We start from the raw sequence: 22469 nt of genomic DNA, 5'->3' as shown, positions 1-22469 counted from the left end.
GATGACCTCACCCCTCATAGCTATGCCCCGCCTTCAGCCCCTCACGCACCCGATGCGCAATCGCCAGAAATTCCGGTGTCTCGCGAATCTCGAGCGGCCTTTCCCGTGGAAGGGTGGATGTGATCACATCCGTCACCCGGCCCGGCCGGGGCGACATCACGACGATCTTGGTCGAAAGATACACCGCTTCGGGAATGGAATGGGTGACGAAGCAGATGGTCTTGCCGGTCGTATCCCAGAGTTTCAGCAGCTGTTCGTTGAGGTGATCGCGAACGATCTCGTCCAGTGCGCCGAAGGGCTCGTCCATCAATAGCAGGTCGGCATCGAAGGCGAGCGCGCGGGCGATGGAGGCGCGCTGCTGCATGCCGCCGGAAAGCTGCCAGGGATATTTCTTGCCGAAACCGTTGAGGTTGACGAGATCGAGCGTGCGCTCGATGCGCTCGCGCTGCTCGGCCTTGGTATAACCCATGATTTCGAGCGGTAGCGCAATGTTCTTTTCGATGCTGCGCCATGGATAAAGGGCGGCGGCCTGAAAAACGTAACCGTAAGAGCGGTCCCGGCGGGCGTTTTCCGGCGTCGTGCCGTTGACGGTGATGTCGCCGGATGTGTGTTTTTCCAGATCGGCGATGACCCGAAGAAAGGTGGTCTTGCCGCAGCCGGAAGGGCCGATGAAGGAGACGAAATCGCCCTTGCCGACCTCCAGGTCGACATTGGAGAGTGCGTGCACCGGGCCATCGCCCGTTTCAAAGGTGAGGCCGAGATTTCTGGCGGAAACGACGGAATAGGGGGATGCCTGGTTCATCTGGGCTTGGTTTCGCTTTCCGTCAGGGCCGCGCGCGCCAGCGGCAGCATTTGGGTTTCCGTAAGCCTTGCGATCGTTACGCCGGGGTGGCGGTCGAGATCGAGCCAGCGCACTTCCTCTATTTCCGCCTGTGGGGCGACATCGGCATGAAGCCTCGCGATGAATGTATGGGCGACGACGTCGGCCCCCGTCTCATTGGCGGCCTCCTCGCGAAAGACGCCTTCATAACGGGCGGCATTTTCGGGCAGCGTCAGGCCGATTTCCTCGGCAAGTTCGCGGTGAAGCGCCTGTTCCGGCGTTTCGCCCGGATCGATCTTGCCGCCCGGCTGCATGAATTGCGTGGTCCCGCGCTTGCGCACGACAAGCATTTGTCGCCGCTCATTGAGGAGAACGGCTGCGGCGATGACGATTTCGCGTTTCGGCCCGGCGCTCACGGTCATACACCCGATGCCGGAATGCCGCTGCGCTCCACCCTGCGCGGCGCGACGAGTTCCTTCCAGGTGGAGAGCGCCCGGCTGACGGCCGGATAAGGATCGCGGGCGATGAACTGGCCGTGGCCCGGCTGCGTTTCGATGGTGGCCTCCTCGATGCTGACGAGACCGCGCGACAGGGTGTAGCGCGGCAGGCCTTTGACCTTCTGCCCTTCGAACACGTTATAATCGATGGCCGATTGCTGACTCGCCACGCTGATGGTCTTTTCCAGCGCCGGATCCCAGACGACGATATCGGCATCGCTGCCGACGAGGATCGCGCCCTTTCTGGGGTAGATGTTGAGGATCTTGGCGATGTTGGTGGAGGTGACGGCGACGAATTCGTTCATCGTCAGGCGGCCGGTCGCCACGCCATGGGTCCAGAGCAGCGGCATGCGATCTTCCAGCCCGCCGGTGCCGTTCGGAATCCTGCGGAAATCGCCAAGGCCGAAACGTTTCTGCTCGGTGGTGAAGGCGCAATGGTCGGTCGCCACGCATTGCAGCGAGCCGGAGGCGAGACCCGCCCAGAGGCTGTCCTGATGCTGCCGGTTGCGGAAGGGCGGCGACATCACCCGGCGGGCGGCGTGATCCCAGTCGGGATTGGCATATTCGCTTTCATCGAGGATCAGGTGCTGGATCAGCGGTTCGCCATAGACCCGCATGCCGTTTTGCCGGGCGCGGCGGATTGCTTCATGCGCCTGCTCACAGGAGGTGTGGACGACATAAAGCGGCGCACCCGCCATATCGGCGATGATGATGGCGCGGTTGGTCGCCTCACCCTCCACCGAGGGCGGCCGCGAATAGGCATGCGCCTCCGGCCCGACATTGCCTTCCGCCATCAGTTTTTCCTGCATCTGCGCGACGATATCGCCGTTTTCCGCATGCACGAAGGGAATGGCGCCCAGTTCGGCGCAGCGCGAGAAGGAGGCGAACATCTCGTCGTCATTCACCATCAAGGCGCCCTTATAGGCCATGAAGTGCTTGAAGGAGTTGATGCCCTTTTCCCGAACCACCGTCTTCATCTCGTTGAAGACCTGCTCGCCCCACCAGGTGACGGCCATGTGGAAGGAATAATCGCAATTGGCGCGCGTCGCCTTGTTGTCCCATCGCTGCAGGGCATCGAGAAGCGACTGGCCGGGCTCCGGCAGGCAGAAATCCACCACCATGGTGGTGCCGCCGGCAAGCGCCGCGCGCGTGCCGCTCTCGAAGTCATCGGCGGAATAGGTGCCCATGAAGGGCATTTCCAGATGCACATGCGGATCGATGCCGCCGGGCATGACGTAACATCCGGTGGCATCGAGTACCGTGCCGCCCGTCAGGTCGGGCCCGATCTCGGTGATCCTGCCGCCTTCGATCTTCACATCGGCCTTATAGGTGAGGTCGGCGGTGACGATGGTGCCGTTCTTGATGATGGTGGCGGTCATTCCACGATCTCCGCAGTCTCAAGCACCGCATGCAGCAGCACGTCGCAGCCGGCGGCGGCCCATTCCGGCGAAATTTCCTCGGCTTCGTTGTGGGAAAGCCCGTCCACGCAGGGGCAGAAGATCATGGTGGAGGGTGCGACCCGTGCCGTCCAGCAGGCATCGTGGCCGGCGCCGGAGATGATGTCCATGTGGCTATAGCCGAGTTTTTCGGCGGCAGAGCGCACGCGGCCGACCAGAACGGGGTCGAAGGTGACAGGATCGAAATGGCCGATGGCCTCGATCGAGCAGCCGACGCCGAGTTCTTCGGCGATCTGCGGCACTTCGCGCTCGAAGATGGCGCGCATGCTGTCGAGTTTCGCCTGTGAGGGGGTTCTAAGGTCGATGGTGAAGACCACCTTGCCGGGCAGCACGTTGCGGGAATTGGGTGTGAAGATCATCTGGCCGACGCCGGCAACGGCGCCCGGCTGGTGGGCCATGGCCACCTCCTGCACCTTTTCGAGAATGCGGGCGGCGGCGAGGCCGGCATTGACGCGCATGGCCATCGGGGTGGAGCCGGTATGGGCTTCCTTGCCGGTCAGCGTCACTTCCAGCCACCACAGGCCCTGGCAATGGGTGACGACGCCGATCTGTTTGCTTTCGGCCTCAAGGATCGGCCCCTGTTCGATGTGATATTCGAAATAGGCGTGCATCCTGCGTGCGCCCACCTCTTCCTCGCCCAGCCAGCCGATGCGCTTCAGCTCTTCGCCATAGGTCTTGCCGTCGGTATCGGTGCGGCTATAGGCATAATCGAGATTGTGAATGCCGGCGAAGACGCCGGAGGCCAGCATGGCCGGCGCAAAGCGCGCGCCTTCCTCGTTTGACCAGTTGGTGACGGTGATCGGGTGTTTGGTTTTGATGTTCAAGTCATTCAGGCTGCGCACCACCTCCAGCCCGGCCAGCACGCCGAGCACGCCATCGAATTTGCCGCCGGTCGGCTGGGTGTCGAGGTGGCTGCCGATATAAACGGGAAGCGCGTCCGGGTCCTCGCCGGGGCGGGTGGCGAACATGGTGCCCATGCGGTCGACGCCCATCGTCAGCCCCGCCGCTTCACACCAGCGCTGGAACAGGCTGCGGCCTTCCGCATCCTCATCCGTCAGCGTGCGGCGATTATTGCCGCCGGCAATGCCGGGGCCGATCTTCGCCATATCCATCAGACTGTCCCACAGACGGTCGCCATTGACCGTCAAGTTCTTACCCGCCGCCATGAAGTGTCGTCCTCACCTGTTTTGTTTTTATCGAAGCAAAGCTTGTGCCGTTCCCTTTTTTGCCGGTTAAGATAACAGCCATTGCCTTGTGATGGCGATGGGGGATAAATTGACCGGCTGGTAAACATTGCAAATTCGCGGTGGCGTCAGCAAGGGATTTTCGTGACGAATCGCAGTAATTTTGCCTAAACTGTACGCGTAGATTATTTTTTAAGCATACTGTAACGGCAATTGCATCGAAAAGAAACAGAGAGCTGAGAATGGCCATACCGCGCGCAGCGAAAACACAGAAGCGGACCCGCATTCAGGAAGAAAAGCAGGAAGCGATTCTTGAAGCCGCGCTCAGTGTTTTTTCCACAAACGGGTTTCGCGGCTCCACCATCGATCAGATCGCCGAGGCGGCCGGCATGTCGAAACCGAACGTGCTTTATTATTTCCGCACCAAGGAGGCGATGCATCGCGCGCTGATCGAGCGGGTGCTGGACACATGGCTCGACCCGCTGCGCGCTTTCGATGCCGAGGGCAATCCTGAAAGCGAGATTCGCTCCTATATTCGTCGAAAGCTGGAAATGTCGCGCGATTTCCCGCGTGAAAGCCGCCTGTTCGCCAATGAGATCCTGCAGGGCGCGCCGCATATCGAAGATGAGCTGAAGGGGCCGCTGAAACAACTGGTGGATGAAAAGGCCGAGGTGATCCGCGCCTGGGTGAAGGCCGGGCGGATGGCCAAATGCGATCCCTATCATCTTATTTTTTCCATCTGGTCGACCACCCAGCATTATGCGGATTTCGATGTGCAGGTGAGGGCGGTGCTGGGCGAGAAGAATGGCGGCGAGGGTCGTTTTGAGGATGCGGCCCGGCATCTTGAGCAGCTTTTTATGGGCGGATTGCGGATAAACGGCTGAACGGAACCGTTCTCGCGAATATGTGATCGATTCTTTATGTCAAAACATGAGGAAAATTATCACCTTTATACTTTACTCCAAAACTCATCTTTATTATGGTGCCGGCATCCCGAACGTCCGGGGCATTGAAAAATCAACCGGCAGGTGAGGGAATGGCACGTAAGGAAAAGAAGAAGGCCGAACGCGGCGGCAAGCAGGGCAAGGGCGCGCCACAGACCGAAAAGGACGTGGCCGAACAGCAGCTTTCCGGTCCGAAAAGCTTTCTTTATGTCGGCGGCCGTGACTGTCAGGTTGCGCATCTTCGCCAGATCGCCAGCAATTTCGGCGCGGAGCTCATTCATCACGATGGCGGCCTGCGTGAAGCCGTCTCGCGCATCGATACCGTGCTGCCCTCCGTCGACTGCGTTTTCTGCCCGATCGACTGTATCAGCCACGATGCGTGTCTGCGGGTGAAGTCCGGTTGCAAGAAATTCGGCAAGACGTTCATTCCGCTGCGCAACGGCAGCAAATCCAGTCTGGAGCGGGCGCTGCAGACCATGAATGAACGGACCTCCAGCGATGAGCGACGAGCGCAATAATTTTAAGGGTGAAGAGCCGGCGGCGGAAGCCTGCCGTGTGGAACTGCACAAGATGGCCGAGCAGGCTGCCGATCCGGCCCTGACGGATATCTATGAAATCATCGGTGAACGCGAAAGGCGCAACCGCCTTGCCAGAAGCGGCGGCAATGTCGTGACCTTTCCCTATCTGCGCACCCGCCAGCCCGGTGAAACGCCGTCCTTCGAAATCGGCGCGGCGGCCGAAGAGGGCCGCAATATCCTCTCGTTTCGCTGGACGCGGCGTAAGGGCTAAAGCTGAAGCATTTCCAGTCAAAGTGCGATGCGGTTTTGCGTCCGGAAAATGCGTAAAACAAAGAGGCAGGGCATATCCAACGGTTCGGTTTAAACCGGACGCGCTCTAGCCCTTCGGCTTCAGAAACGCTCCGGCGCACAGCACCAGCCATCCGGCAATCATGCCGAGGCCGCCCGTGGGTGCGGCGTAGGGAAACAGGCTGTGGCCGGAAAAATGCCGGGTGACGAGATCGCCGACAAAGACCGCGGTGCCGAGGCCGAGGATCAGGCCTGCCGGAATGGCGGTTCTGATGCGATCCGCGCCGATATGGAGCGCCACCAGCACCGGCGCATGCGCCAGCGCCATGGCCGAAGCATTGCCGAGCATATAGGTTTCGCCGGTATGGGTGGCGGCGGCTGCAAGCATCACACCGGCCGCGCCCAGCAGGCCGCCCAGCAACAGAATGAAGGCCCGCAATCTGTCGCGGGGCAGGCTTGCGATGGTCGCGCTCTGCGTGGTCATTGGCTGTCCGCCTCCTGGTTCTGCATGTGAAAGGCCAGCCGCTCCACCGGTGTCCAGATGATCTCGCGCAGCTTCGGATTTTCGATGGTCTCATCCATGGCGCGGCGGAAGCAGAGCAGCCATTCATCCCGCTCGGCGGGGCCGATGGGGGCGACGAAATGGCGCCGCCGCAACATCGGATGGCCGTGTTTCTCGACATAAACGGGCGGTCCGCCAAGATATCCCGTCAGATAATCGTAAAACTTCGCCTCGCTGCCGGAAAGGTCGGCGGGATGGATGGCGCGGCATCGCGCCGCTTCCGGCAGGGTATCCATCAATTCGTAGAAGCGCCGGGTCAGCGTCCTGACGGTCGCATCGCCACCGATCGCTTCATAAAGGGTAATGGTCTCGCCGCTCATAATCCGCCTCTCGTGGCCCTCCGGTCCTTATCGCTCCATGGAGCCGGAAGAGCAACAGGGTACGGGCGGGGTGCGACATTTGGGACCGGTCAAAGAGGCCAGATGCCGGGCAAGCCCGGCATCGCGCAAAGCGTCACCCAAAATTGCGGATGAGATCGAGTCCCTTGTTCAGAAGCGTTTCGGCCTCATCCTGATTGGCGGCTTCGACGTAGCAGCGCATTTCGGGAGCATTTCCGGAAGGGCGGAAATGGATGGTGCTGCCATCGGTGAGCGCGACGCGCAGGCCGTCGATGTCGCTCAGCGCCTTCACGGTGCCGACCGGTGCGAGGAAGGCCTCGAGATTGCTGCGCGAGGCGCGCAGATGCGTCATCAGGGCGGCGCTCTTTTCCTGCGCGAAATTTTCCAGGCGGTCGGCGGCGGCGACCGGCAGGTTATAGGCGGCGGCGATCTGCGACAGCGACTTTTTCTGTTCTGCCGAGAGAAGCAGCACGGCGAGAACCGGCAGGAAGCTGTCACGCGTCGGCAGCGGCGAAAGCGCCCTGCCGTTAAGTGTGAAGGCGGAGGCCGTCAGCAGACCGCCATTGGCCTCGAAGCCCATGACGCCGTTCTTGCCGGCGGCGAGCGCCTCAGCCATGCCCGCGATCACGAAGGGGGAGCCGACTTTGGTGCGGATGACGTCGAACGAACCGCTCGCCTCGATGCCGGAATTGGAGGTGACGGGGGTGACGACCACGCCGGCGCCGAGGAAATTGGCGGTGATCAGGCCGATGAGGTCGCCGCGCAGCGGCACGCCGTTTTCATCGGTCAGCAGGGGACGGTCGCCGTCGCCATCGGCGGAAACGATGGCGTCGAGACCGTGCTCCGGCGACCATTTTTTGAGAAGGGCCAGCGTTTCCGGCGAGACCGCTTCGGTATCGACAGGGATGAAGGTTTCGGAGCGGCCGAGCGGAACGACATCCGCACCATAATGGGCGAGAACGTCGACAAAGAGATCGCGCGCCACCGTGCTGTGCTGGTAAACGCCGATCTTGAGGCCGGAAAGCGCCTTTTCCGGCAGCAGCGCGATGTTGCGCTCGTAGAAAAGTTCGGCTGCGGTGGCGGAATGGTCTTCGGCGGTCGCCGCCTCGTCGCTGATGCCTTCCGCTTCGATTTCGGCGGCAAGAGCGGCAATCGCCGTCTCGTCCTGCTTGTCGATTTCACCGTCCGGGCGGTAGAACTTGATGCCGTTGCGGTCGGCCGGGATATGCGAGCCGGTGATCATCAGCGCGCCGGCCTTCAGCGACAGGCCATAAAGCGCCAGCGCCGGTGTCGGCACCGTGCCGCAATCGAACGGGGTCAGGCCGGCTTTTTTGAGCGCGGCGATGCAGGTGGCGGAAACATCCGGGCTCGAATCGCGGAAATCGCGGCCGACGAGAATGGGATCGCCCGCCTTTGCCTGGCCCGATGTGAGAAGGTGCCTCGCAAATGCCGTGGCATAAACGGCCGAGGCTTTTCCTTTCAGATCGACGGAGAGGCCGCGAAGGCCGCTCGTTCCAAATTTCAGGCTCATTCCAAACTCCGTTTCGATAAAATCTTTGAGGGTCAAATGGATAATGCAAAAATATAACGGTTGAAAGAACCGTATCGATCCATTCGAGTCAATCATCCCTTTCAACGTGGCCGCGAATAGGCGATGATGGCGGGACTGATGCGGGTAACCTAAAATTCACCCGTCATATTTAAACTTGTCCGTCGATAGCGGCTCTGGCGACGATGGGAACCCTCTGTTGCCGGCCTTTTTGTGGTTCGTTCGAGTTGGATTGGCTGATGTACAGGCTTCAAAAGGCGGGACATAAGCAGGCACGTCCGCTCGATGAAAAAACGGCGCCTGCCGCGAGAACCCATGGTTCCCTGCTGGACGATCTGGTGGATGAGGACGAGGTTTTCGAGCGCACGGTGCTGAAGGAGCATCTGGAGCCGAAACCGGCGAAGACTGTCGCCGAGCCGGCCGCGGCCGAGACGCCGGTGAAGGCGGCTTCGCCGAGCGGCAGTCTGGCGGCTGCGCTGCCGGGCCTGAAACATATCGACAGGATCGGTGTGGATGACGTCATCCTCTGGCTTCGCAAAGGCATCGTCTGGATCGTGCTGGCAATCGTTCTCTGCGTCGCCGGCGCGCTGACCTATGCCTCTATGACGCCGCCGCGCTACAAGGCCTATACGGATATCGTCGTCAATCCCTCCAACCTGAACGTCGTCAATGACGGGGTGTTTTCGCCCAACCAGCAGCGCGACACGCAAATCCTCGAGGTGGAAAGCAAGCTGCGCACCATCACCTCGCGCAACGTGCTGGCGCGGGTGGTGGACGAGCTGAAGCTCGACAAGGACGCCGAATTCATCAGCCCGCCGCCGCTCGCCCGGCTGAAGGCGATGTTCTCATCGAAACCGGAAGATGACGACAACCGGGTCGGCGCGCTTCGTTCGCTCGGCGACCGGGTGGCGGCGGAACGCGACCCGCGCTCCTTTGTCGTGACGCTTTCGGTCTGGACCAATGATGCCGAAAAATCCGTGACTGTCTCCAAGGCCATCGTGAAGGCTTTCGAAAGCGAACTGTTCCAGACAAACTCCGACAGCAGTCAACGCGTCGTTGACGATCTCAGGAAGCGGCTCGAGGAAATGCGCGAGAATGTGACCGCCGCCGAAAAGCGCGTGGCCGATTTCCGCCGCGAGAACGGCCTGCAGGAAAATAACGGCCAGCTCGTCAGCAATCTGGCTTCCGGTGAGCTGAACGCTCAGGTGCTTGCGACCCAGCAGCGTCTCATTCAGGAAGAATCGCGCCTCAAGCAGATGGAAGCGGCGATTGCGCAGAACCGCACCCAGAGCGACGCCATATTCGACAGCCAAACGATGAATACGATCCGCGCGCAATACAGCACGCTGCAACAGCAGATCGGTGCGATGACACTGACCTATGGCGCGCGCCATCCGCGTCTTGCGACCGCGGGTGCGGAGCGGGCGATGCTCGAACAGGGAATGGCGGATGAGGCGCGGCGTATCCTTCAAGCGGCAAAGATCAATGTCGCGGAGGCGCGCTCCTCACTCGATGCCCTGCGGCTGAAAGCGGTGGCGGAACGCGCCAATGTCTTTACCGACAATGAGGCGCAGGTGCGGCTGCGTGATCTCGATCGTGACGCCCGCTCGGCGGCGGCGATCTATGAGACTTATCTCACCCGCTCGCGCCAGCTTGCCGAACAGCAGTCGATCGATTCCACCAATGTGCGGGTGATTTCGCAGCCGGTTGCGCCCAATTCTAGAAGCTGGCCGCCGGGCAAGCTGACGTTCCTGATTGCCGGCGGCATGGGCGGCCTGTTCCTTGGTCTGGCAATTGCCGTGGCGCTCGGCCTCTGGGGTTATCTTCGCCGGGACGATCACGCGGATGGCGCGGCGCGGTAAGACAAAGCGGCTGCGCGTCGCCTTATTCTTCCGAAATCAGACCGTCATAAACCTCGAGCAGCGCGGCGGCGATGGCCGCGCCCAGCGCATTGCCGGCATCGCGAATGCCCGCCTCGTCGCCGTCGCGAACCGAAATGGCAAGATCGGACGCCTCGTTGGCGACGATTTCTTTCGCCCGTTCTATCGCCCAGAGGCCGAAATCGCCGCGATTGTCGATCGAGATTGTTTCCATGGCCGGAGCCCTTCCGTGGTTTGATTTCCGCGTCCCTTAACCCATCGGCTGGAAAACCGGAATAGGCGGAAAATGTGGCGCACAACCTTCAGGCGTGTAAAATGCCTGCCGCATACGGGGATTTATAAAAATATTAATGATAGTTCTTCGTAGTGTTTGAAGCCTTATACCCTAAGCATAAGCGTGAATATAACAATGAAACGATGCCTATCTTGGACACCGGACAGATTATGACAGGGAGAGAGATGCCGGATGCGGAGGGGACTGGTCAGGTCTGGCCGGTTATTCCGCTTGCGGCGTTGCCCATTACCGACGCGACCATCGACGAAACCGCGCGGGATTTCATCCTGCGCGCGACGACGGCGCGTGCGGCCGGTGCAAGACCGTTTTATTCGACATCGGCAAACGGTCAGGTCATCGCGCTATGCCATCATGACCGGGAATTCGACGCCATGCTGCGGCAGGCGGACCAGATTCATGCGGACGGCATGTCGCTGGTGATCTTTTCCCGCAAATTCTGCCCGAAGGCATTGAGAGAACGGGTTGCGACCACGGATCTCGTTCATGCGGTTGCGAAGCGCGCCGAAGAGACGGGCAGCCGGTTCTATTTCCTCGGCGGCTCCGAAGAGGTGAACCGCGCGGCGGTCGAAGAAATGCAGCGGCTTTATCCGCGCCTTATATTTGCGGGGCGGCGCAACGGTTATTTCAGCCGGGCCGAGGAAGAGCCGATCCTCGCCGATATTGCGGCATCCGGGACGGATATTCTCTGGGTGGGCTTCGGCATACCGCTGGAGCAGCGTTTCGTCTCGCGCAATCTGGACAGGCTTTCCGGCATCGCCGTGATCAAGACCTGCGGCGGCCTTTTCGATTTCCTCGCCGGCAAGAACAGCCGGGCGCCGCAATGGATGCAGGATATGGGGCTGGAATGGCTCTACCGGGCGATGCTCGAGCCGAAGCGGCTCGGAAAACGTTACCTGCTGACCAATCCGATCGCCATATATTCGCTGCTGAAGTATCGCTTCGGGGCTTCGGGGCAAGGTCGCTAGATCATCGCGACAAGCTGCTGCTGCGCGAAGAATAAAGCGCGCCTGCGCCTCCTGCCCGACAATATAAGATTTTCCTAACTTATTGAATGGATGCGCTGCGTCGCTGAAATCCGTTGCAACTGCGAACATCTGCGCTACACTGCATCAATATTACAAATTTATTCGAATCATAGATTTAGTGAGGCCACCAATGGTGATTACGTCCATTTCTCTTTTCATATATGGAATTGGCACCGTTACCTCTCTCGCCATGACCTATATCGAAGGCGCCCGCCGCGACAAGGACTGGGATTTTTATCGCGTCACCGGGATTGTCCTTTGTTTCTTCTGGCCGGTGCTCGTGCCGCTCCTCGTCCTCGCGACGGCCTTGTCGTCGTTCGGTTTCCAGAAACGGTTCACGAATACGATCTCGCTCGGCAGGCAAAAAACCCTTAGCTGAGCCGAAGCTATCCTGCTTCAGCTCTTCTTCGCCGGCGCCTTGTAGGGCGTGAGCGTAATGCCGAGGCTTGCCATCACGCGGCCGATGGACATCAGCGGCGGATGCGTTGCTGGCAGCAGGGTTCCGGTTTTCACGAAGGCGGAAACGGCGCGGACAAGAGACAGGCACAGGCTGACGGCGTTTTTGGCGGCAAGCAGCAGCCCACCCTTCAGGCCGGGGCGTCGGGCGCGGTCGATGCTGTAATTGATGATGCCGGTTCGGAGCGAGCGCTCCATGATCCAGCGCGGCGCCATGCGGTTTTCCGGCACATATTCAATGATGAGGGCTTGCGCATTCCAGGCGAATTTGAAACCTGCCTTGCGGCAGCGGGTGAAGAAATCCATGTCGCCGCCGCCGAGGAAGTTGAAGCGCACGTCGAATTCCGGTTTCGCCAGCGTCTCGAAAACCCGCCGTGAGATCAGGCAATTGCCCGATCCGTGGATTTGCTCGACGGGGCCGGTCGGCGCTTCGATGGAGCCGAACAGCGGATGTGAGAGAACCGCCTTCGAAGCCGGCGCGTCGAATTCCCGGTTGACCGGGCCGCCGACGATATCGACGCCGAAGGATTTTGCCGCCGAAACCATTTCGGCAAGCCAGACGGGGGAGGCGGCCTCGTCGTCATCGATCATCAGGAACCACTCAGCCGAAGCATAGCTTTGCCGGGCGGTGCGGAAGGCGGTGTTGATGGCGTAACAATTGCCCTGCGTCGGTTCGACCAATGCCTCGCCGGCCATGCCGCTTTCGGCGAAAAAGGCGCGCGCGACCGCAAGACCCGCCTGGCCCGCGCCGTCATTATCGACCACGACGATGGCGAAGGGAAAATCGACCTTCTGGGCCGCGAGCGATCGAAGCGTCTTTTTCAGGCCTTCCGGCCGGCGGAAACTCGGAATGCACACCACCGCTTCCGGCATGATCTCGGACATGGAAACTCCTAAATTCCGGCAAGCGCTGCGGCGGAAAAAACGACGGCCCTGAGGCTCTGGCGCGGGCGATTGAGGAAGGTATCGGCCAGCGCCGAAAAGGCCTCGCGGTAGCGGCGGGCGCGGAAGGCCTGCGCCACGGTATAGGCATTCATGTGGTTTTCGGACCGGCGGCGAAGCCGCCGCAACTCCGGCGGCGAAACGGCAGCGACGATGGCCGGGTCGGAAAACACGGCCTCGATTGCCGGTTCGCAATCCCGGAAGGTCAAAAGCCGGTTCATCATCACGCTCGTTCTGTGCACGCGGTAATCCAGCACATGGCAGCCGGGCAGGTAAACGAAACGGCCGGCGGCGGCGAGCCTGCACCAGCCATACCAGTCTTCTGCATAACGCAAAGTCTCGTCGAAACCGCCGAATTCCTGAAAGATGCGGGTCCTGACCAGCATGATGCCGCCATTGACGATGAAGTTGCCGCCGAGCAGCGGCTGGAGAATGAAACCATCGGGTTTTTCCCGGCGGCGAATGAGATTGCGCCGGCCGATCTTGACGCCGTTTTCATCGATGCGCTCGTAATCGCCATAAACGGCGACGACATCCGGCCCGGAAATGCCGGCGCAAAGGGCCGCGATGGCGCCCGGTTTCAGGCGATCGTCGGCATCGAGAAACATCGTCCATTCGCCGCGCGCCTGCGACAGGCCGAAATTGCGCACGGCGGAAACGCCCTGCCTTCCCTGCGGCCGGGCCAGCAATTTGACGCGAGGGTCGGAAAAACCTTCCACCTTTTGTGCGGTGGTGTCGGTGGAGCCGTCATCGACCACCAGTACTTCGCCGATGGTCTCGCCCTGCAGCAACACGCTTTCGATCGCTTCCACGATGTAACGCTCGCCATTGCGAACGGGAATGACAATCGAAACGGAAACCAAGACTTCAAACTCCATGCGGCGTGGGCCAAGAATTCGCACAGCGAAGTTACTACCGCATTAAGCGGGTCTGGCCAATTATGACGTGGTATAACGTCGGTTAACCTTGCAAATCTTTAATATCCTTTTCCTATGATCGGAATGTTATGTTTTGGGAATAAAGGTTGCGGAGGCGGGTACATGCGGATCGGGCGGCGGAATTTTATGGGCGGTGCGGCAAGCGCTGGCCTGCTGCATGCCTTGGCCGGCCCGGCCTTTGCCGCGCAGAAGAAAGCGGCGAGCAAAACCGCCCCTTATGGCGCGGCCGTTTACCTGCCGGATCTCACCGCCGATAGCCGCATCGGCGAGGCGGTGGTGAAATATTGCTCGCGCATCACCCCCGTTACCGAAATGAAATGGGAGGTGCTGCGGCCTTCGGCGGAGGCGTTCGATTTCGCCGCTGCCGATGCAATCGCCAATTTCGTCCGTCAGCACAAGCTTTCCATGCACGGCCATCCGCTGATCTGGTATGCCTCCAATGCGCCCTGGCTTGCGAGCATCGGCGGCGGCGTGAAGGTCGAGAAGCTGATGGAGACCCATATCGTCACGGTGATGGAGCGTTATAAGGACGTGATCCATAGCTGGGACGTGGTCAATGAGCCGATCCCCGACGTGCCGGGCAATGTGCGCGCGCGGCGCGATGCCTGGTATTACGGCGCCGGGCCGGACGCCATCAAGAAGGCTTTCGAGATCGCCCATGCCGTCGATCCGAAGGCGCAGCTCGTGCTCAACGAATATGACGTGGAATTTGCCGCCGAGAAATCGCCGGCCAAGCGCGCGGCCTTCCGTAATCTCATTCTCGAACTGCTGGAGAAGGGCGCGCCGATCAACGCCGTCGGCCTGCAGGGGCATTTGCGCGGCGGCTGGCCGATCGCCAAGGACGAGCTTGCCGCCTTCACGACGGAAATGCGCAGTTACGGTCTTGCCGTTCTGGTGACGGAGCTGGATGTGATGGACCAGACGTTGCCCGCGCCGGAAGCCGAACGCGATATGCTGATCAACGGCCAGGTCCGCGAATTTCTGGAGGCGGCTTCCGCGGGCGGCGCGCTTTCCTCCATCACCACATGGGGCATCTCGGATCAATATAGCTGGATCCGCTGGGCCTATCCGCGCCGGGACGGCACCGCCAACCGGCCGCTACCGCTGGACTGGAGTTTCAACCAAAAACCCATGATGGCCATCATCAATGAATTCCGGAACCGTGGTGCATGACTATGAATGCTGAAATGCCGCTTCCTCCCGTGCAAAAGGCGCTGCAAATCAACCTGCACCCCTTCGATGCCCCGCATGCGGCCCTGACCCTGCCGCATCAGCTCAGGGTCTGGGGCGGACAGGTGGACCGCATTCTTCTCACCGTCGATACGGGCCAGGTGGGGGCCGGCCGCTACAAGGGCAACGGTTTCGATGCGGCGCGCCAGCGTCTCTTCGACATGCTGGAGGAAATGCAGACCAATTATCCGCATCTGCATGTGGATGTCGTCGATTACAGCGATGCGGCGCGCAGCGCCGTGTCGGAAACCTTCTTTCCCCGCTCGCCGATCCCCTATCCCGCCAAGGCTTTCGATGGCGGGCCTTTCCATGTCTATTTCTACGGGCTGAAACGCGCCAATGCCCGTTATGTGCTGCATATGGACAGCGACATGATGTTCGGCGGCGGCAGCCAGAGCTGGTTCGGCGAGGCCATCGCGCTCCAGAAGGCCAATCCGGATGCGCTGTGCATCACGCCCTTTTCCGGGCCGCCGACGGTGCGCGGCGATCTGGATATTTCCCGCCATGTCGGCATGCCCGGCGTGAAGAACATACCTGCGCCGCGCAAGCTGCCGTCGCGCATTCCCACTTGGCGTTTCGCCACCGTTTCCACCCGGCTTTTCATGATCGACATGGAACGCTTTGCGAAACGCATCGGGTCGCTGGAACTGCTCAAACCCGATGTCAAACGGCGCATCCGCTCCTATGCCTATAACCAGCAGCCCGTCTCGATGCCCGCCGAGGAGGTGCTGAGCACGAACATGATGCGCACGGGTGTTTATCGTCTCGATTTTCTCGGCACGGGCAAGGGCATGTATTCACTGCATCCGCCCTATCGCTCGCCGGAATTTTATGCCGCGCTCGCCTCCATCGTCGAGCGCATCGAAAAGGGCGATATTCCGGAAGGCCAGCTCGGCGATTTCGATATTAACGGGTCGATGGTGGACTGGACCAGCGCGCTGGCGGCCAAGACGCGCTCCAAACGTTATGCGAAAGCGCTGCGGCATCTCATCTCGGCCAATGTCGGGCGGTTCAGCAAGGCTTGAGGGTCTCGATCCGTCTTCCGTCGTGAGGCGGGGCGGGGGCTCAATAGTCGGTGATGAGCTTGCTCCAGCTCTCCGAGCACAGTCCGCCAATATAGATGTCGCCGGCCAGCGCCCTTTCCCGCAGGGCGTCATCGCGCGTCGCCATGCAGAAATAGCCGTCATGGCGGAAGCTCATGTGGTTCTGGCGGTAAAGCGCGTTGATGAGAAAGGGCTGCGCCATGCCGGTGACATGGGCATAGTTCTCGTCATCGAAATGGCGGAACAGGGTGTTGAGCACATCGTTTTCGCAACCGGCATCGCAGACGAGATTGAGCACATAGGCCGTTCTCCCCCGCTGGCCGAAAAACAGCGCAGCACCCATGGCATGGCCTTCGGCATTCTCGATCAACACGCCCTTCAGTTCGCCGAGACTTTCATTGGCCCTGCTCATCTCTATCAGCCAGTGGAATTCCTCGTGAGACCATTCCGGGCGGATGGAAAAACGCTCGATCATCGCGAGCGCCCTGCGGCGGAAGGTTTCGTAATCCACGGTTTTCACCGTAGCGCCGGCGGCCTCCTGCGGTCTCAGACCCTTTTTCCACCGTCGCAGGATTCCATCCACAAATCCGAGCGCGGTGAGCGCCAGCGTGGTTTTGGCCAGTTTGGAACGGCGCGGCATGCGCAGCGCGATGGTGCAGAAGGGCTTGAGCGCCTTGTGCCATTGCAGGCTTTCAATCGGCAACATGTTGCCGCCGGTTGCCACCCAGTGATCGGCGCTGACGGGTGAAGCCGTATCCGAGAACAACATGTCGTGTTTGGAGGCCCGCATGCCGCGGGACAGACGCGCCGCGCCAAGCGCGCCGCGTTTCCCGTCCGATGCGAAGGCGCAGAGCAGCCGTGCGGTAATGGTTTTTCCATTCGCAACGAAGCGCATGGGCACGGCGAGAATGACGCTGGTGACCCCGTTCTCCCCGGCATCGTAGACAACGCTGCCGTTTTCCGGACTGAAGGCGGGACTGCCGAAAAACAGTTTTTCGATATAGGAGCCGAAATCGAAGTTCCGCTCCTGCCCGGTCTTCCTGAAAGCGCTGTTGAGCACGGCCTCGACAGCCGGAACGTCTTCCCTGCGCATGGGGCGGATGCCGGACACACCGATTTGAACCGGGCGTTGTGTCAAGTGACCGCTATCGCCATCGTCCATATGGGTGTGTATCGGAACGTCCACCGTCGGCCCCCACCTTTTGTGCATTGACGAAATCAACCATAGGCAGCGTATATTTGAATGTATTAATATAGATATAAAACCTGCAATCCGGTGGGATCGAAAGTATCGGATTTGGAATAAATCATATTAATATCAATATATTAATCTGTATCAAGCGTATCGGTTGAGGTTAACAAAATACGCTCAAGCAAGCAACCTTTGGATGAAATATGGATAAATTTTTGTAGGCGATTTTTTGGGGTCTCGCGTCAATTTTGGCAAGCTTCCGTCTTGTCCTTTGTCTCCGGGCTCCGATTTCCCGAGGAAAAGCGCACAATCGCGGTGCTATTTTCCCGTGCATCATGGATAACTAAAAATAGGATTTGCGCGGACCATCCCGGTGGAGGACGAGGTGGAGGCGGAACAGGAGAGACCCGGCGGCGGAGCAGGCATCGCCCCGACGTCCTTGCAAGGGCGTTCGCTCCAGATGATATTTTGAAATGATTTTTCGTCATAAATATGTAAAAGAGCCGATTGTTGCGCGCGTCTGCGGCTATTTTCGCTAAACATGCGCGGCTCAAGTCTTTGTTATTGTGCACGTCGCACCGCGAAACCCCGGCTATTGGCGCGGCGGCACTGAAAAAACAGATCGGCTAGGTCAATCGATGGCAGATACAGGCGCCTGCGCGCTCGAGGCGGATGACATCCACAAGAGCTTCGGCACGCATGAAGTTTTGAAGGGCGTTTCGCTGCAAGCCCACAAGGGCGATGTCATCTCGATCATCGGGTCCTCCGGTTCCGGCAAAAGCACCTTTCTGCGCTGCATGAATTTTCTCGAAACGCCGGATCGCGGCCGCGTCATCGTCAATGGCGAGGAAATCGCCACAAAAACCGGCCGGGACGGCAAGGCCGTGCCGAAAAGCTGGCGGCAGGTGGAAAAACTGCGCACCGGCCTTGGCATGGTGTTCCAGAATTTCAATCTCTGGGCCCATCGCACCGTTCTCGAAAACGTCATCGAGGCGCCCGTTCATGTTCTCGGCGTCAGGCGGCAGGAGGCGGTCGAAAAGGCCGAAGCCCTGCTGAACAAGGTTGGGCTTTATGACAAGAAAAACGCCTATCCGGCATTCCTGTCCGGCGGGCAGCAGCAACGCGCCGCCATTGCGCGTGCTCTGTGCATGGAGCCGGCGGTGATGCTGTTCGACGAGCCCACTTCGGCGCTCGATCCGGAACTGGTGGGCGAGGTGCTGAAGGTCATCCGCGATCTGGCCGAGGAAGGCCGCACCATGCTGCTCGTTACCCACGAAATGCGCTTTGCGCGCGATGTATCCTCGCAGGTCGTGTTTCTGCATCAGGGCCGGGTGGAGGAGGCGGGGCCGCCGGCGCAGGTGTTCGGAAACCCCTTGAGCGCCCGTTGCCGGGAATTCACCGGCGCGCTCGCCAATTGACCCTTTTGCCTGACAGTCCGTTTTAACAGGAGAGACTTGAATGAAATTCTTCGCCACGCTGCTTGCCGGAACGGCATTTGCGTTTTCCGCCTTCACCGCCAGCGCCGAGGTGCGCTTCGGCATCATGAACGAGGCCTACCCACCCTTCTTCGCCAAGGATGCCAGCGGCAAATGGCAGGGCTGGGAAATCGACCTCATGGACGCCGTCTGCGCGGAAATGAAGGAAAAATGCTCGATCGTGGAGCTCTCCTGGGATGGCCTCATCCCGGCGCTGCAGACGAAGAAATTCGACGTTATCTGGTCGTCCATGTCGAACACGGAAGAGCGTCAGAAGATCATCGATTTCACCGATAAATATTACAACACGCCGAGCAAGCTGATCGGCGCCAAGGGCGAAAAGGCGGGTGCGACGGCCGAGGACGTCAAGGGCAAGACCATCGGCATTCAGGTGGCCACCATCCAGTCCGAATATTACAAGAAATATTTCGCCGGTGTCGCCGATGAGAAGACCTATCAGACGCTGGACGAGGCGTTTCAGGATCTCGCGGCCGGCCGTATCGACTACGTCTTCGGCGACTCCATCGTTCTCGACGCTTTCGTGAAGAGCGATGCGGGCAAGGATTGCTGCGCCGACATGGGCGATGTCGCCGACGACAAGGAAATCCTCGGTCTCGGCGTTTCGGGCGGCCTGCGCAAGGAAGACACCGAACTCAAGGCCAAGCTGAATGCGGCAATCGCCGCCGTGCGCGCCAGCGGCAAATATGACGAGATCACCAGGAAGTACTTCAGCTTCAATATTTACGGGCAGTAATTCGGTCTGATCGGTCACGCATATGGCAAGCCTTGAAACCACGTTGCAACTTCTGTCTCCCTATCCTCCGGGATGGGGCGGCACCCTGTTGAAGGGTGCGGCATCGACGCTTGCCATTTCCGCCGGCGCCTATCTGATCGGCCTTGCCATCGGCATGGCCGGGGCGCTCGGCAAGCTTTCGGGCAACAGGCCTCTAGGCCTGCTGCTCAACCTCTATACCACTGCGATCCGCGCCGTTCCCGAGCTGATCCTTATCGTCGGGCTTTATTATGCCGGGACTGACGGCCTCAACCGGCTGCTGCTGCTGGCCGGCATGCCGCCGCTGGAGGTGAACGGTTTCGTCGCCGCCGTTGCGGTTCTGGGTTTCGTGCAGGGCGCCTATATGACCGAGGTGCTGCGCGGGGCGATCCTTGCCATTCCGAGCGGGCAGATCGAGGCGGCGCGCGCCTTCGGCATGTCGCCGGCCTTACGTTTCCGCCGGGTGGTCTTGCCGGCGCTTTTGCCGAACGCCTTGCCGGGGCTCGGCAATCTCTGGCTTGCGGTGACCAAGGACAGCGCCCTGGTGGCGGTCGTCGGTTATCAGGAACTGGCGCTGGCGACGCGTCTCGCCGGTGCCAGCACCAAGCAATATTTCCTGTTCTTCCTTGCCGCCGCCCTGCTTTACCTCGCCATCACGCTTGTTTCGAACCTCGTTTTTTCGCTGATCGAGCGCCGCGTGCGGCGCGGCCAGCCGGCCCTGGCCTGAGGAGGGAACGGCATGGATTTTTCATGGGTCGCGAAATATTGGCCGCTGCTTCTTTCGGGTGCATGGCAGACGGTGGCGCTGCTCGTCATCTCCGTCAGCATCGGGTTTCTTCTGGCCATCGGGCTTGCGTTTGCGCAGGTGAGCGGCGGGCGGATGACGAAAATCCTGGCGCGGGCCTATTGCACCTTCTTCCGGGGCACGCCGCTGCTCATCCAGCTCTGGCTGCTTTATTACGGCGTCGGCTCGCTTCTGCCGATGATCCCCGGCCTGCGCCAGAGCTTCATGTGGCCGGTGCTGCGCGAAGGGTTCTTCTTTGCGGCCGTCAGCTTCACGCTGAATTATGCGGCCTATGAGGCGGAAGTTCTGCGCGGCGCGCTGCTGGCGGTGCCGAAAGGCGAGCTGGAGGCGGGCAGGGCGTTCGGCATGGGCCGTTTCACCCTCATTCGCCGCATCTGGCTGCCGCGCGCGATCCGCATCGCGCTGCCGACCATTGCCGGCGAGGTGGTGATGCAGCTGAAGGCCACGCCGCTTGCTTTCACCGTGACGGTGATGGACCTCTACGCCGTCGCCTACAAGGTGCGGCAGGATACGCTTCTGGTCTATGAACCGCTGATCGTCGTCACCGTCTTTTATCTCATTCTCACCGCCATCATCGCCCGCTGTTTCGGCCTTGTCGAACAGCAGGTGCCGGTCAGGCGATAAACATTCAGGGAGTATGACCATGAGCACAATCCGTATCCTCGACGGCGGCATGAGCCGCGAATTGCAGCGGCTCGGGGCCGAGCTGAAACAGCCGGAATGGTCGGCGCTGGCGCTTATCGACGCGCCCGAGATCGTGCGGCAGGTGCATGCGGAATTCATCGAAGCCGGCGCCGATGTCGTCACCACCAATTCTTATGCGCTGGTGCCCTTCCACATCGGCGAAGAGCGTTTCCAGAAGGATGGCGCATCGCTGATCGCCCTTTCGGGCAGGCTGGCGCGCGAAGCGGCGGATGCTTCCGGCCGCAGGGTGCTGGTGGCGGGTTCGCTGCCGCCGATTTTCGGTTCCTATGAGCCGCAGAATTTCGATGCCACGCGGGTGCAGGCTTATCTGAAGGTGCTGGTCGACAATCTCGCGCCTCATGTCGATGTCTGGCTCGGTGAGACCCTCAGTCTGATCGCCGAGGGCGAAGCGGTGCGCGAGGCCGTTGCCGCGACCGGCAAACCGTTCTGGATTTCCTTCACGCTCAACGACGATGCGGCTGCGGCCGGCGGTGAGCCCGCGCTTCGCTCCGGTGAAACGGTCAGGGCCGCCGCCGAATGGGCGGCGCAATCGGGTGCCGCCGCCCTTCTGTTCAATTGCAGCAAGCCGGAAGTCATGAAGGCTGCCGTCGAGACGGCCGCCGCCGTCTTTGCGGAAAAGGCTGTGTCGCTGGAAATCGGCGTCTATGCCAATGCCTTTGAAGGCGAGCAGGGCGATTCCGCCGCCAATGAAGGGCTGCATGGCACGCGCGCCGATCTGACCGGCGATGTCTATTCCCGTTTTGCCTGCTCCTGGGCGGATGCGGGCGCGACCATGATCGGCGGCTGCTGCGGCATTGGTGCGGCGCATATCCACAAGGTTGCGACAGCGCTGCGACGCGCGGCGGCCTGAAGCGCCCCACGCCACTGCAAGAGACGGATGCGGCAGGTTTTGAACCTGCCGCTTTTTTTATGCGCAGCTATTGACCTCAACTATAGTTGAGGAATTATCAGGACATGGAACACACTGTTGAAGGACGTTCCATGAGCGACAATACACTTTCCATCCGCATCATCTTCGGCAGCGCCCGCAATCCGCGCTTCTGCGATGTCATCGGCAAATGGCTACTGGAGCGGCTCGACGCCCGGCCGGGACTGGAGCTTGCGGTCATCGACCCGCGCGAACTCGATTTGCCGCAGGACCACGCGCCCGAGGGCGCCGCGGTGCGGGAGCTTCGGCAAAGCCTCGATGGCGCCGATGCCTTCATCGTCGTCACGCCGGAATATAACCGCAGTTACCCCGGCGCGCTGAAGGTGCTGATCGATTCCGCCTATGACGAATGGGGCGCCAAACCGGTGGCTTTCGTATCCTATGGCGGGATTTCCGGCGGCCTGCGCGCCGCCGAGCAGCTTCGTCCCGTCTTTGCGGAACTGCATGCGGTGACGATCCGCGATGTCGTCAGCTTCGCCAATCCCTGGGATCGTGTCGATGCCGCCGGCCAGTTCGACGCCGGCGCGCCGGCTGCGGGCGCGCTGGAGACGATGATGAACAAGCTTGGTTGGTGGGCGCGGGCGCTGAAACAGGCGCGGTCCGTAACGCCTTACAAGGGGGCGTGA

The 22469-nt window shown here is 60.6% G+C and carries 24 protein-coding genes and 1 pseudogene; 14 read left to right on the top strand and 11 right to left on the bottom strand.

Features of this window, described 5'->3' with window-relative positions; all coding sequences use genetic code 11:
- Positions 1 to 7 precede the first annotated feature (7 nt).
- The 4 genes from CFBP4996_RS10310 to CFBP4996_RS10295 are packed head-to-tail and all read right to left on the bottom strand — an operon-like array spanning position 8 to position 3940.
- A complete protein-coding gene (locus tag CFBP4996_RS10310) occupies positions 8 to 802 on the bottom strand; it encodes an ABC transporter ATP-binding protein (protein ID WP_003520586.1) in 795 nt (264 codons plus the stop codon).
- Complete coding sequence (locus CFBP4996_RS10305; protein WP_162935823.1) at positions 799 to 1242, bottom strand: NUDIX hydrolase; 444 nt, start codon at positions 1240 to 1242, stop codon at positions 799 to 801. Before CFBP4996_RS10305 ends, CFBP4996_RS10310 begins: the two co-directional genes overlap by 4 nt.
- Positions 1239 to 2696: a dihydropyrimidinase gene (hydA, locus tag CFBP4996_RS10300; RefSeq protein WP_080851012.1), complete on the bottom strand. Its 1458-nt coding sequence runs from the start codon at positions 2694 to 2696 to the stop codon at positions 1239 to 1241. Before hydA ends, CFBP4996_RS10305 begins: the two co-directional genes overlap by 4 nt.
- Positions 2693 to 3940, bottom strand: a complete 1248-nt coding sequence (locus CFBP4996_RS10295) for a Zn-dependent hydrolase (RefSeq protein WP_162935824.1) — start codon at positions 3938 to 3940, stop codon at positions 2693 to 2695. Before CFBP4996_RS10295 ends, hydA begins: the two co-directional genes overlap by 4 nt.
- Before the next feature lie 260 nt (positions 3941 to 4200).
- On the opposite strand from CFBP4996_RS10295, the gene rutR reads away from it, so the two are divergent.
- From rutR to CFBP4996_RS10280, 3 genes and pseudogenes are all read left to right on the top strand, one after another.
- Positions 4201 to 4842, top strand: a complete 642-nt coding sequence (gene rutR, locus CFBP4996_RS10290; protein ID WP_003520582.1) for an HTH-type transcriptional regulator RutR — start codon at positions 4201 to 4203, stop codon at positions 4840 to 4842.
- Between the two features lie 254 nt (positions 4843 to 5096).
- Positions 5097 to 5420 (top strand): annotated as a pseudogene (locus CFBP4996_RS10285) (DUF2325 domain-containing protein); the annotation flags it as partial.
- The gene (locus CFBP4996_RS10280; protein ID WP_020813661.1) at positions 5401 to 5691 is read left to right on the top strand and encodes a hypothetical protein; all 291 of its coding nucleotides are present in this window, start codon (positions 5401 to 5403) and stop codon (positions 5689 to 5691) included. The pseudogene CFBP4996_RS10285 and the gene CFBP4996_RS10280, both read left to right, overlap by 20 nt.
- A gap of 105 nt (positions 5692 to 5796) precedes the next feature.
- Here the strand turns inward: CFBP4996_RS10280 and CFBP4996_RS10275 are convergent, their stop codons facing one another.
- The 3 genes from CFBP4996_RS10275 to uppO form a co-directional block, all read right to left on the bottom strand.
- Entirely contained in the window at positions 5797 to 6192 is a 396-nt protein-coding gene (locus CFBP4996_RS10275; protein WP_080851014.1) for a DUF423 domain-containing protein, read from the bottom strand.
- Entirely contained in the window at positions 6189 to 6590 is a 402-nt protein-coding gene (locus CFBP4996_RS10270) for a group II truncated hemoglobin (RefSeq protein WP_080851016.1), read from the bottom strand. Before CFBP4996_RS10270 ends, CFBP4996_RS10275 begins: the two co-directional genes overlap by 4 nt.
- 133 nt (positions 6591 to 6723) lie before the next feature.
- The gene (gene uppO / locus CFBP4996_RS10265; protein WP_080851018.1) at positions 6724 to 8139 is read right to left on the bottom strand and encodes a polysaccharide biosynthesis phosphomannomutase UppO; all 1416 of its coding nucleotides are present in this window, start codon (positions 8137 to 8139) and stop codon (positions 6724 to 6726) included.
- 257 nt (positions 8140 to 8396) lie between these two features.
- Between uppO and uppM the strand changes: the two genes are divergently transcribed.
- The gene (uppM, locus tag CFBP4996_RS10260) at positions 8397 to 10019 is read left to right on the top strand and encodes a polysaccharide biosynthesis protein UppM (RefSeq protein WP_162935825.1); all 1623 of its coding nucleotides are present in this window, start codon (positions 8397 to 8399) and stop codon (positions 10017 to 10019) included.
- A 22-nt stretch (positions 10020 to 10041) separates the two neighbouring features.
- On the opposite strand, the gene CFBP4996_RS10255 is transcribed toward uppM, so the two are convergent.
- Entirely contained in the window at positions 10042 to 10251 is a 210-nt protein-coding gene (locus CFBP4996_RS10255) for a hypothetical protein (protein ID WP_003509414.1), read from the bottom strand.
- A gap of 245 nt (positions 10252 to 10496) precedes the next feature.
- Here CFBP4996_RS10255 and uppL point away from each other — a divergent pair, with 245 nt between their 5' ends.
- A complete protein-coding gene (gene uppL, locus CFBP4996_RS10250) occupies positions 10497 to 11297 on the top strand; it encodes a polysaccharide biosynthesis UDP-hexose transferase UppL (protein ID WP_080851020.1) in 801 nt (266 codons plus the stop codon).
- 190 nt (positions 11298 to 11487) lie between these two features.
- The gene (locus tag CFBP4996_RS10245; protein WP_003520570.1) at positions 11488 to 11736 is read left to right on the top strand and encodes a hypothetical protein; all 249 of its coding nucleotides are present in this window, start codon (positions 11488 to 11490) and stop codon (positions 11734 to 11736) included.
- Positions 11737 to 11753: 17 nt separating this feature from the next.
- On the opposite strand, the gene uppJ is transcribed toward CFBP4996_RS10245, so the two are convergent.
- A complete protein-coding gene (gene uppJ / locus CFBP4996_RS10240) occupies positions 11754 to 12698 on the bottom strand; it encodes a polysaccharide biosynthesis UDP-hexose transferase UppJ (protein WP_003520569.1) in 945 nt (314 codons plus the stop codon).
- An 8-nt stretch (positions 12699 to 12706) separates the two neighbouring features.
- Positions 12707 to 13618, bottom strand: coding sequence for a polysaccharide biosynthesis endo-1,4-beta-xylanase UppH (uppH, locus tag CFBP4996_RS10235; protein WP_233283546.1), 912 nt, complete (start codon positions 13616 to 13618; stop codon positions 12707 to 12709).
- Positions 13619 to 13795: 177 nt separating this feature from the next.
- Between uppH and uppI the strand changes: the two genes are divergently transcribed.
- Together uppI and uppG are read left to right on the top strand one after the other, a co-directional pair.
- Positions 13796 to 14866: a polysaccharide biosynthesis UDP-hexose transferase UppI gene (uppI, locus tag CFBP4996_RS10230; RefSeq protein ID WP_080851022.1), complete on the top strand. Its 1071-nt coding sequence runs from the start codon at positions 13796 to 13798 to the stop codon at positions 14864 to 14866.
- Between the two features lie 2 nt (positions 14867 to 14868).
- A complete protein-coding gene (gene uppG / locus CFBP4996_RS10225; RefSeq protein ID WP_162935975.1) occupies positions 14869 to 15948 on the top strand; it encodes a polysaccharide biosynthesis glycosyltransferase UppG in 1080 nt (359 codons plus the stop codon).
- A 40-nt stretch (positions 15949 to 15988) separates the two neighbouring features.
- On the opposite strand, the gene CFBP4996_RS10220 is transcribed toward uppG, so the two are convergent.
- Positions 15989 to 17059 (bottom strand): GNAT family N-acetyltransferase, encoded by a 1071-nt coding sequence (locus tag CFBP4996_RS10220; RefSeq protein WP_162935976.1) that lies wholly within the window; start codon positions 17057 to 17059, stop codon positions 15989 to 15991.
- Between the two features lie 737 nt (positions 17060 to 17796).
- Between CFBP4996_RS10220 and CFBP4996_RS10215 the strand changes: the two genes are divergently transcribed.
- From CFBP4996_RS10215 to CFBP4996_RS10190, 6 genes are all read left to right on the top strand, one after another.
- Positions 17797 to 18576 (top strand): ABC transporter ATP-binding protein, encoded by a 780-nt coding sequence (locus CFBP4996_RS10215; protein ID WP_020808861.1) that lies wholly within the window; start codon positions 17797 to 17799, stop codon positions 18574 to 18576.
- 40 nt (positions 18577 to 18616) lie between these two features.
- On the top strand, positions 18617 to 19387 hold the full coding sequence (locus CFBP4996_RS10210) for a transporter substrate-binding domain-containing protein (protein ID WP_020808862.1): 771 nt from the start codon (positions 18617 to 18619) through the stop codon (positions 19385 to 19387).
- A gap of 22 nt (positions 19388 to 19409) precedes the next feature.
- Complete coding sequence (locus CFBP4996_RS10205) at positions 19410 to 20132, top strand: ABC transporter permease (RefSeq protein ID WP_078051708.1); 723 nt, start codon at positions 19410 to 19412, stop codon at positions 20130 to 20132.
- Positions 20133 to 20144: 12 nt separating this feature from the next.
- The gene (locus CFBP4996_RS10200) at positions 20145 to 20834 is read left to right on the top strand and encodes an ABC transporter permease (protein ID WP_020808864.1); all 690 of its coding nucleotides are present in this window, start codon (positions 20145 to 20147) and stop codon (positions 20832 to 20834) included.
- Between the two features lie 19 nt (positions 20835 to 20853).
- Positions 20854 to 21765, top strand: a complete 912-nt coding sequence (locus CFBP4996_RS10195) for a homocysteine S-methyltransferase family protein (protein ID WP_080851027.1) — start codon at positions 20854 to 20856, stop codon at positions 21763 to 21765.
- Between the two features lie 131 nt (positions 21766 to 21896).
- On the top strand, positions 21897 to 22469 hold the full coding sequence (locus CFBP4996_RS10190; protein ID WP_080851029.1) for an NADPH-dependent FMN reductase: 573 nt from the start codon (positions 21897 to 21899) through the stop codon (positions 22467 to 22469).

The organism is Agrobacterium leguminum (assembly GCF_005144435.2).
Classification (GTDB): Bacteria; Pseudomonadota; Alphaproteobacteria; order Rhizobiales; family Rhizobiaceae; genus Agrobacterium; species Agrobacterium leguminum.
This window is presented reverse-complemented; position numbering and strand designations above follow the sequence as displayed.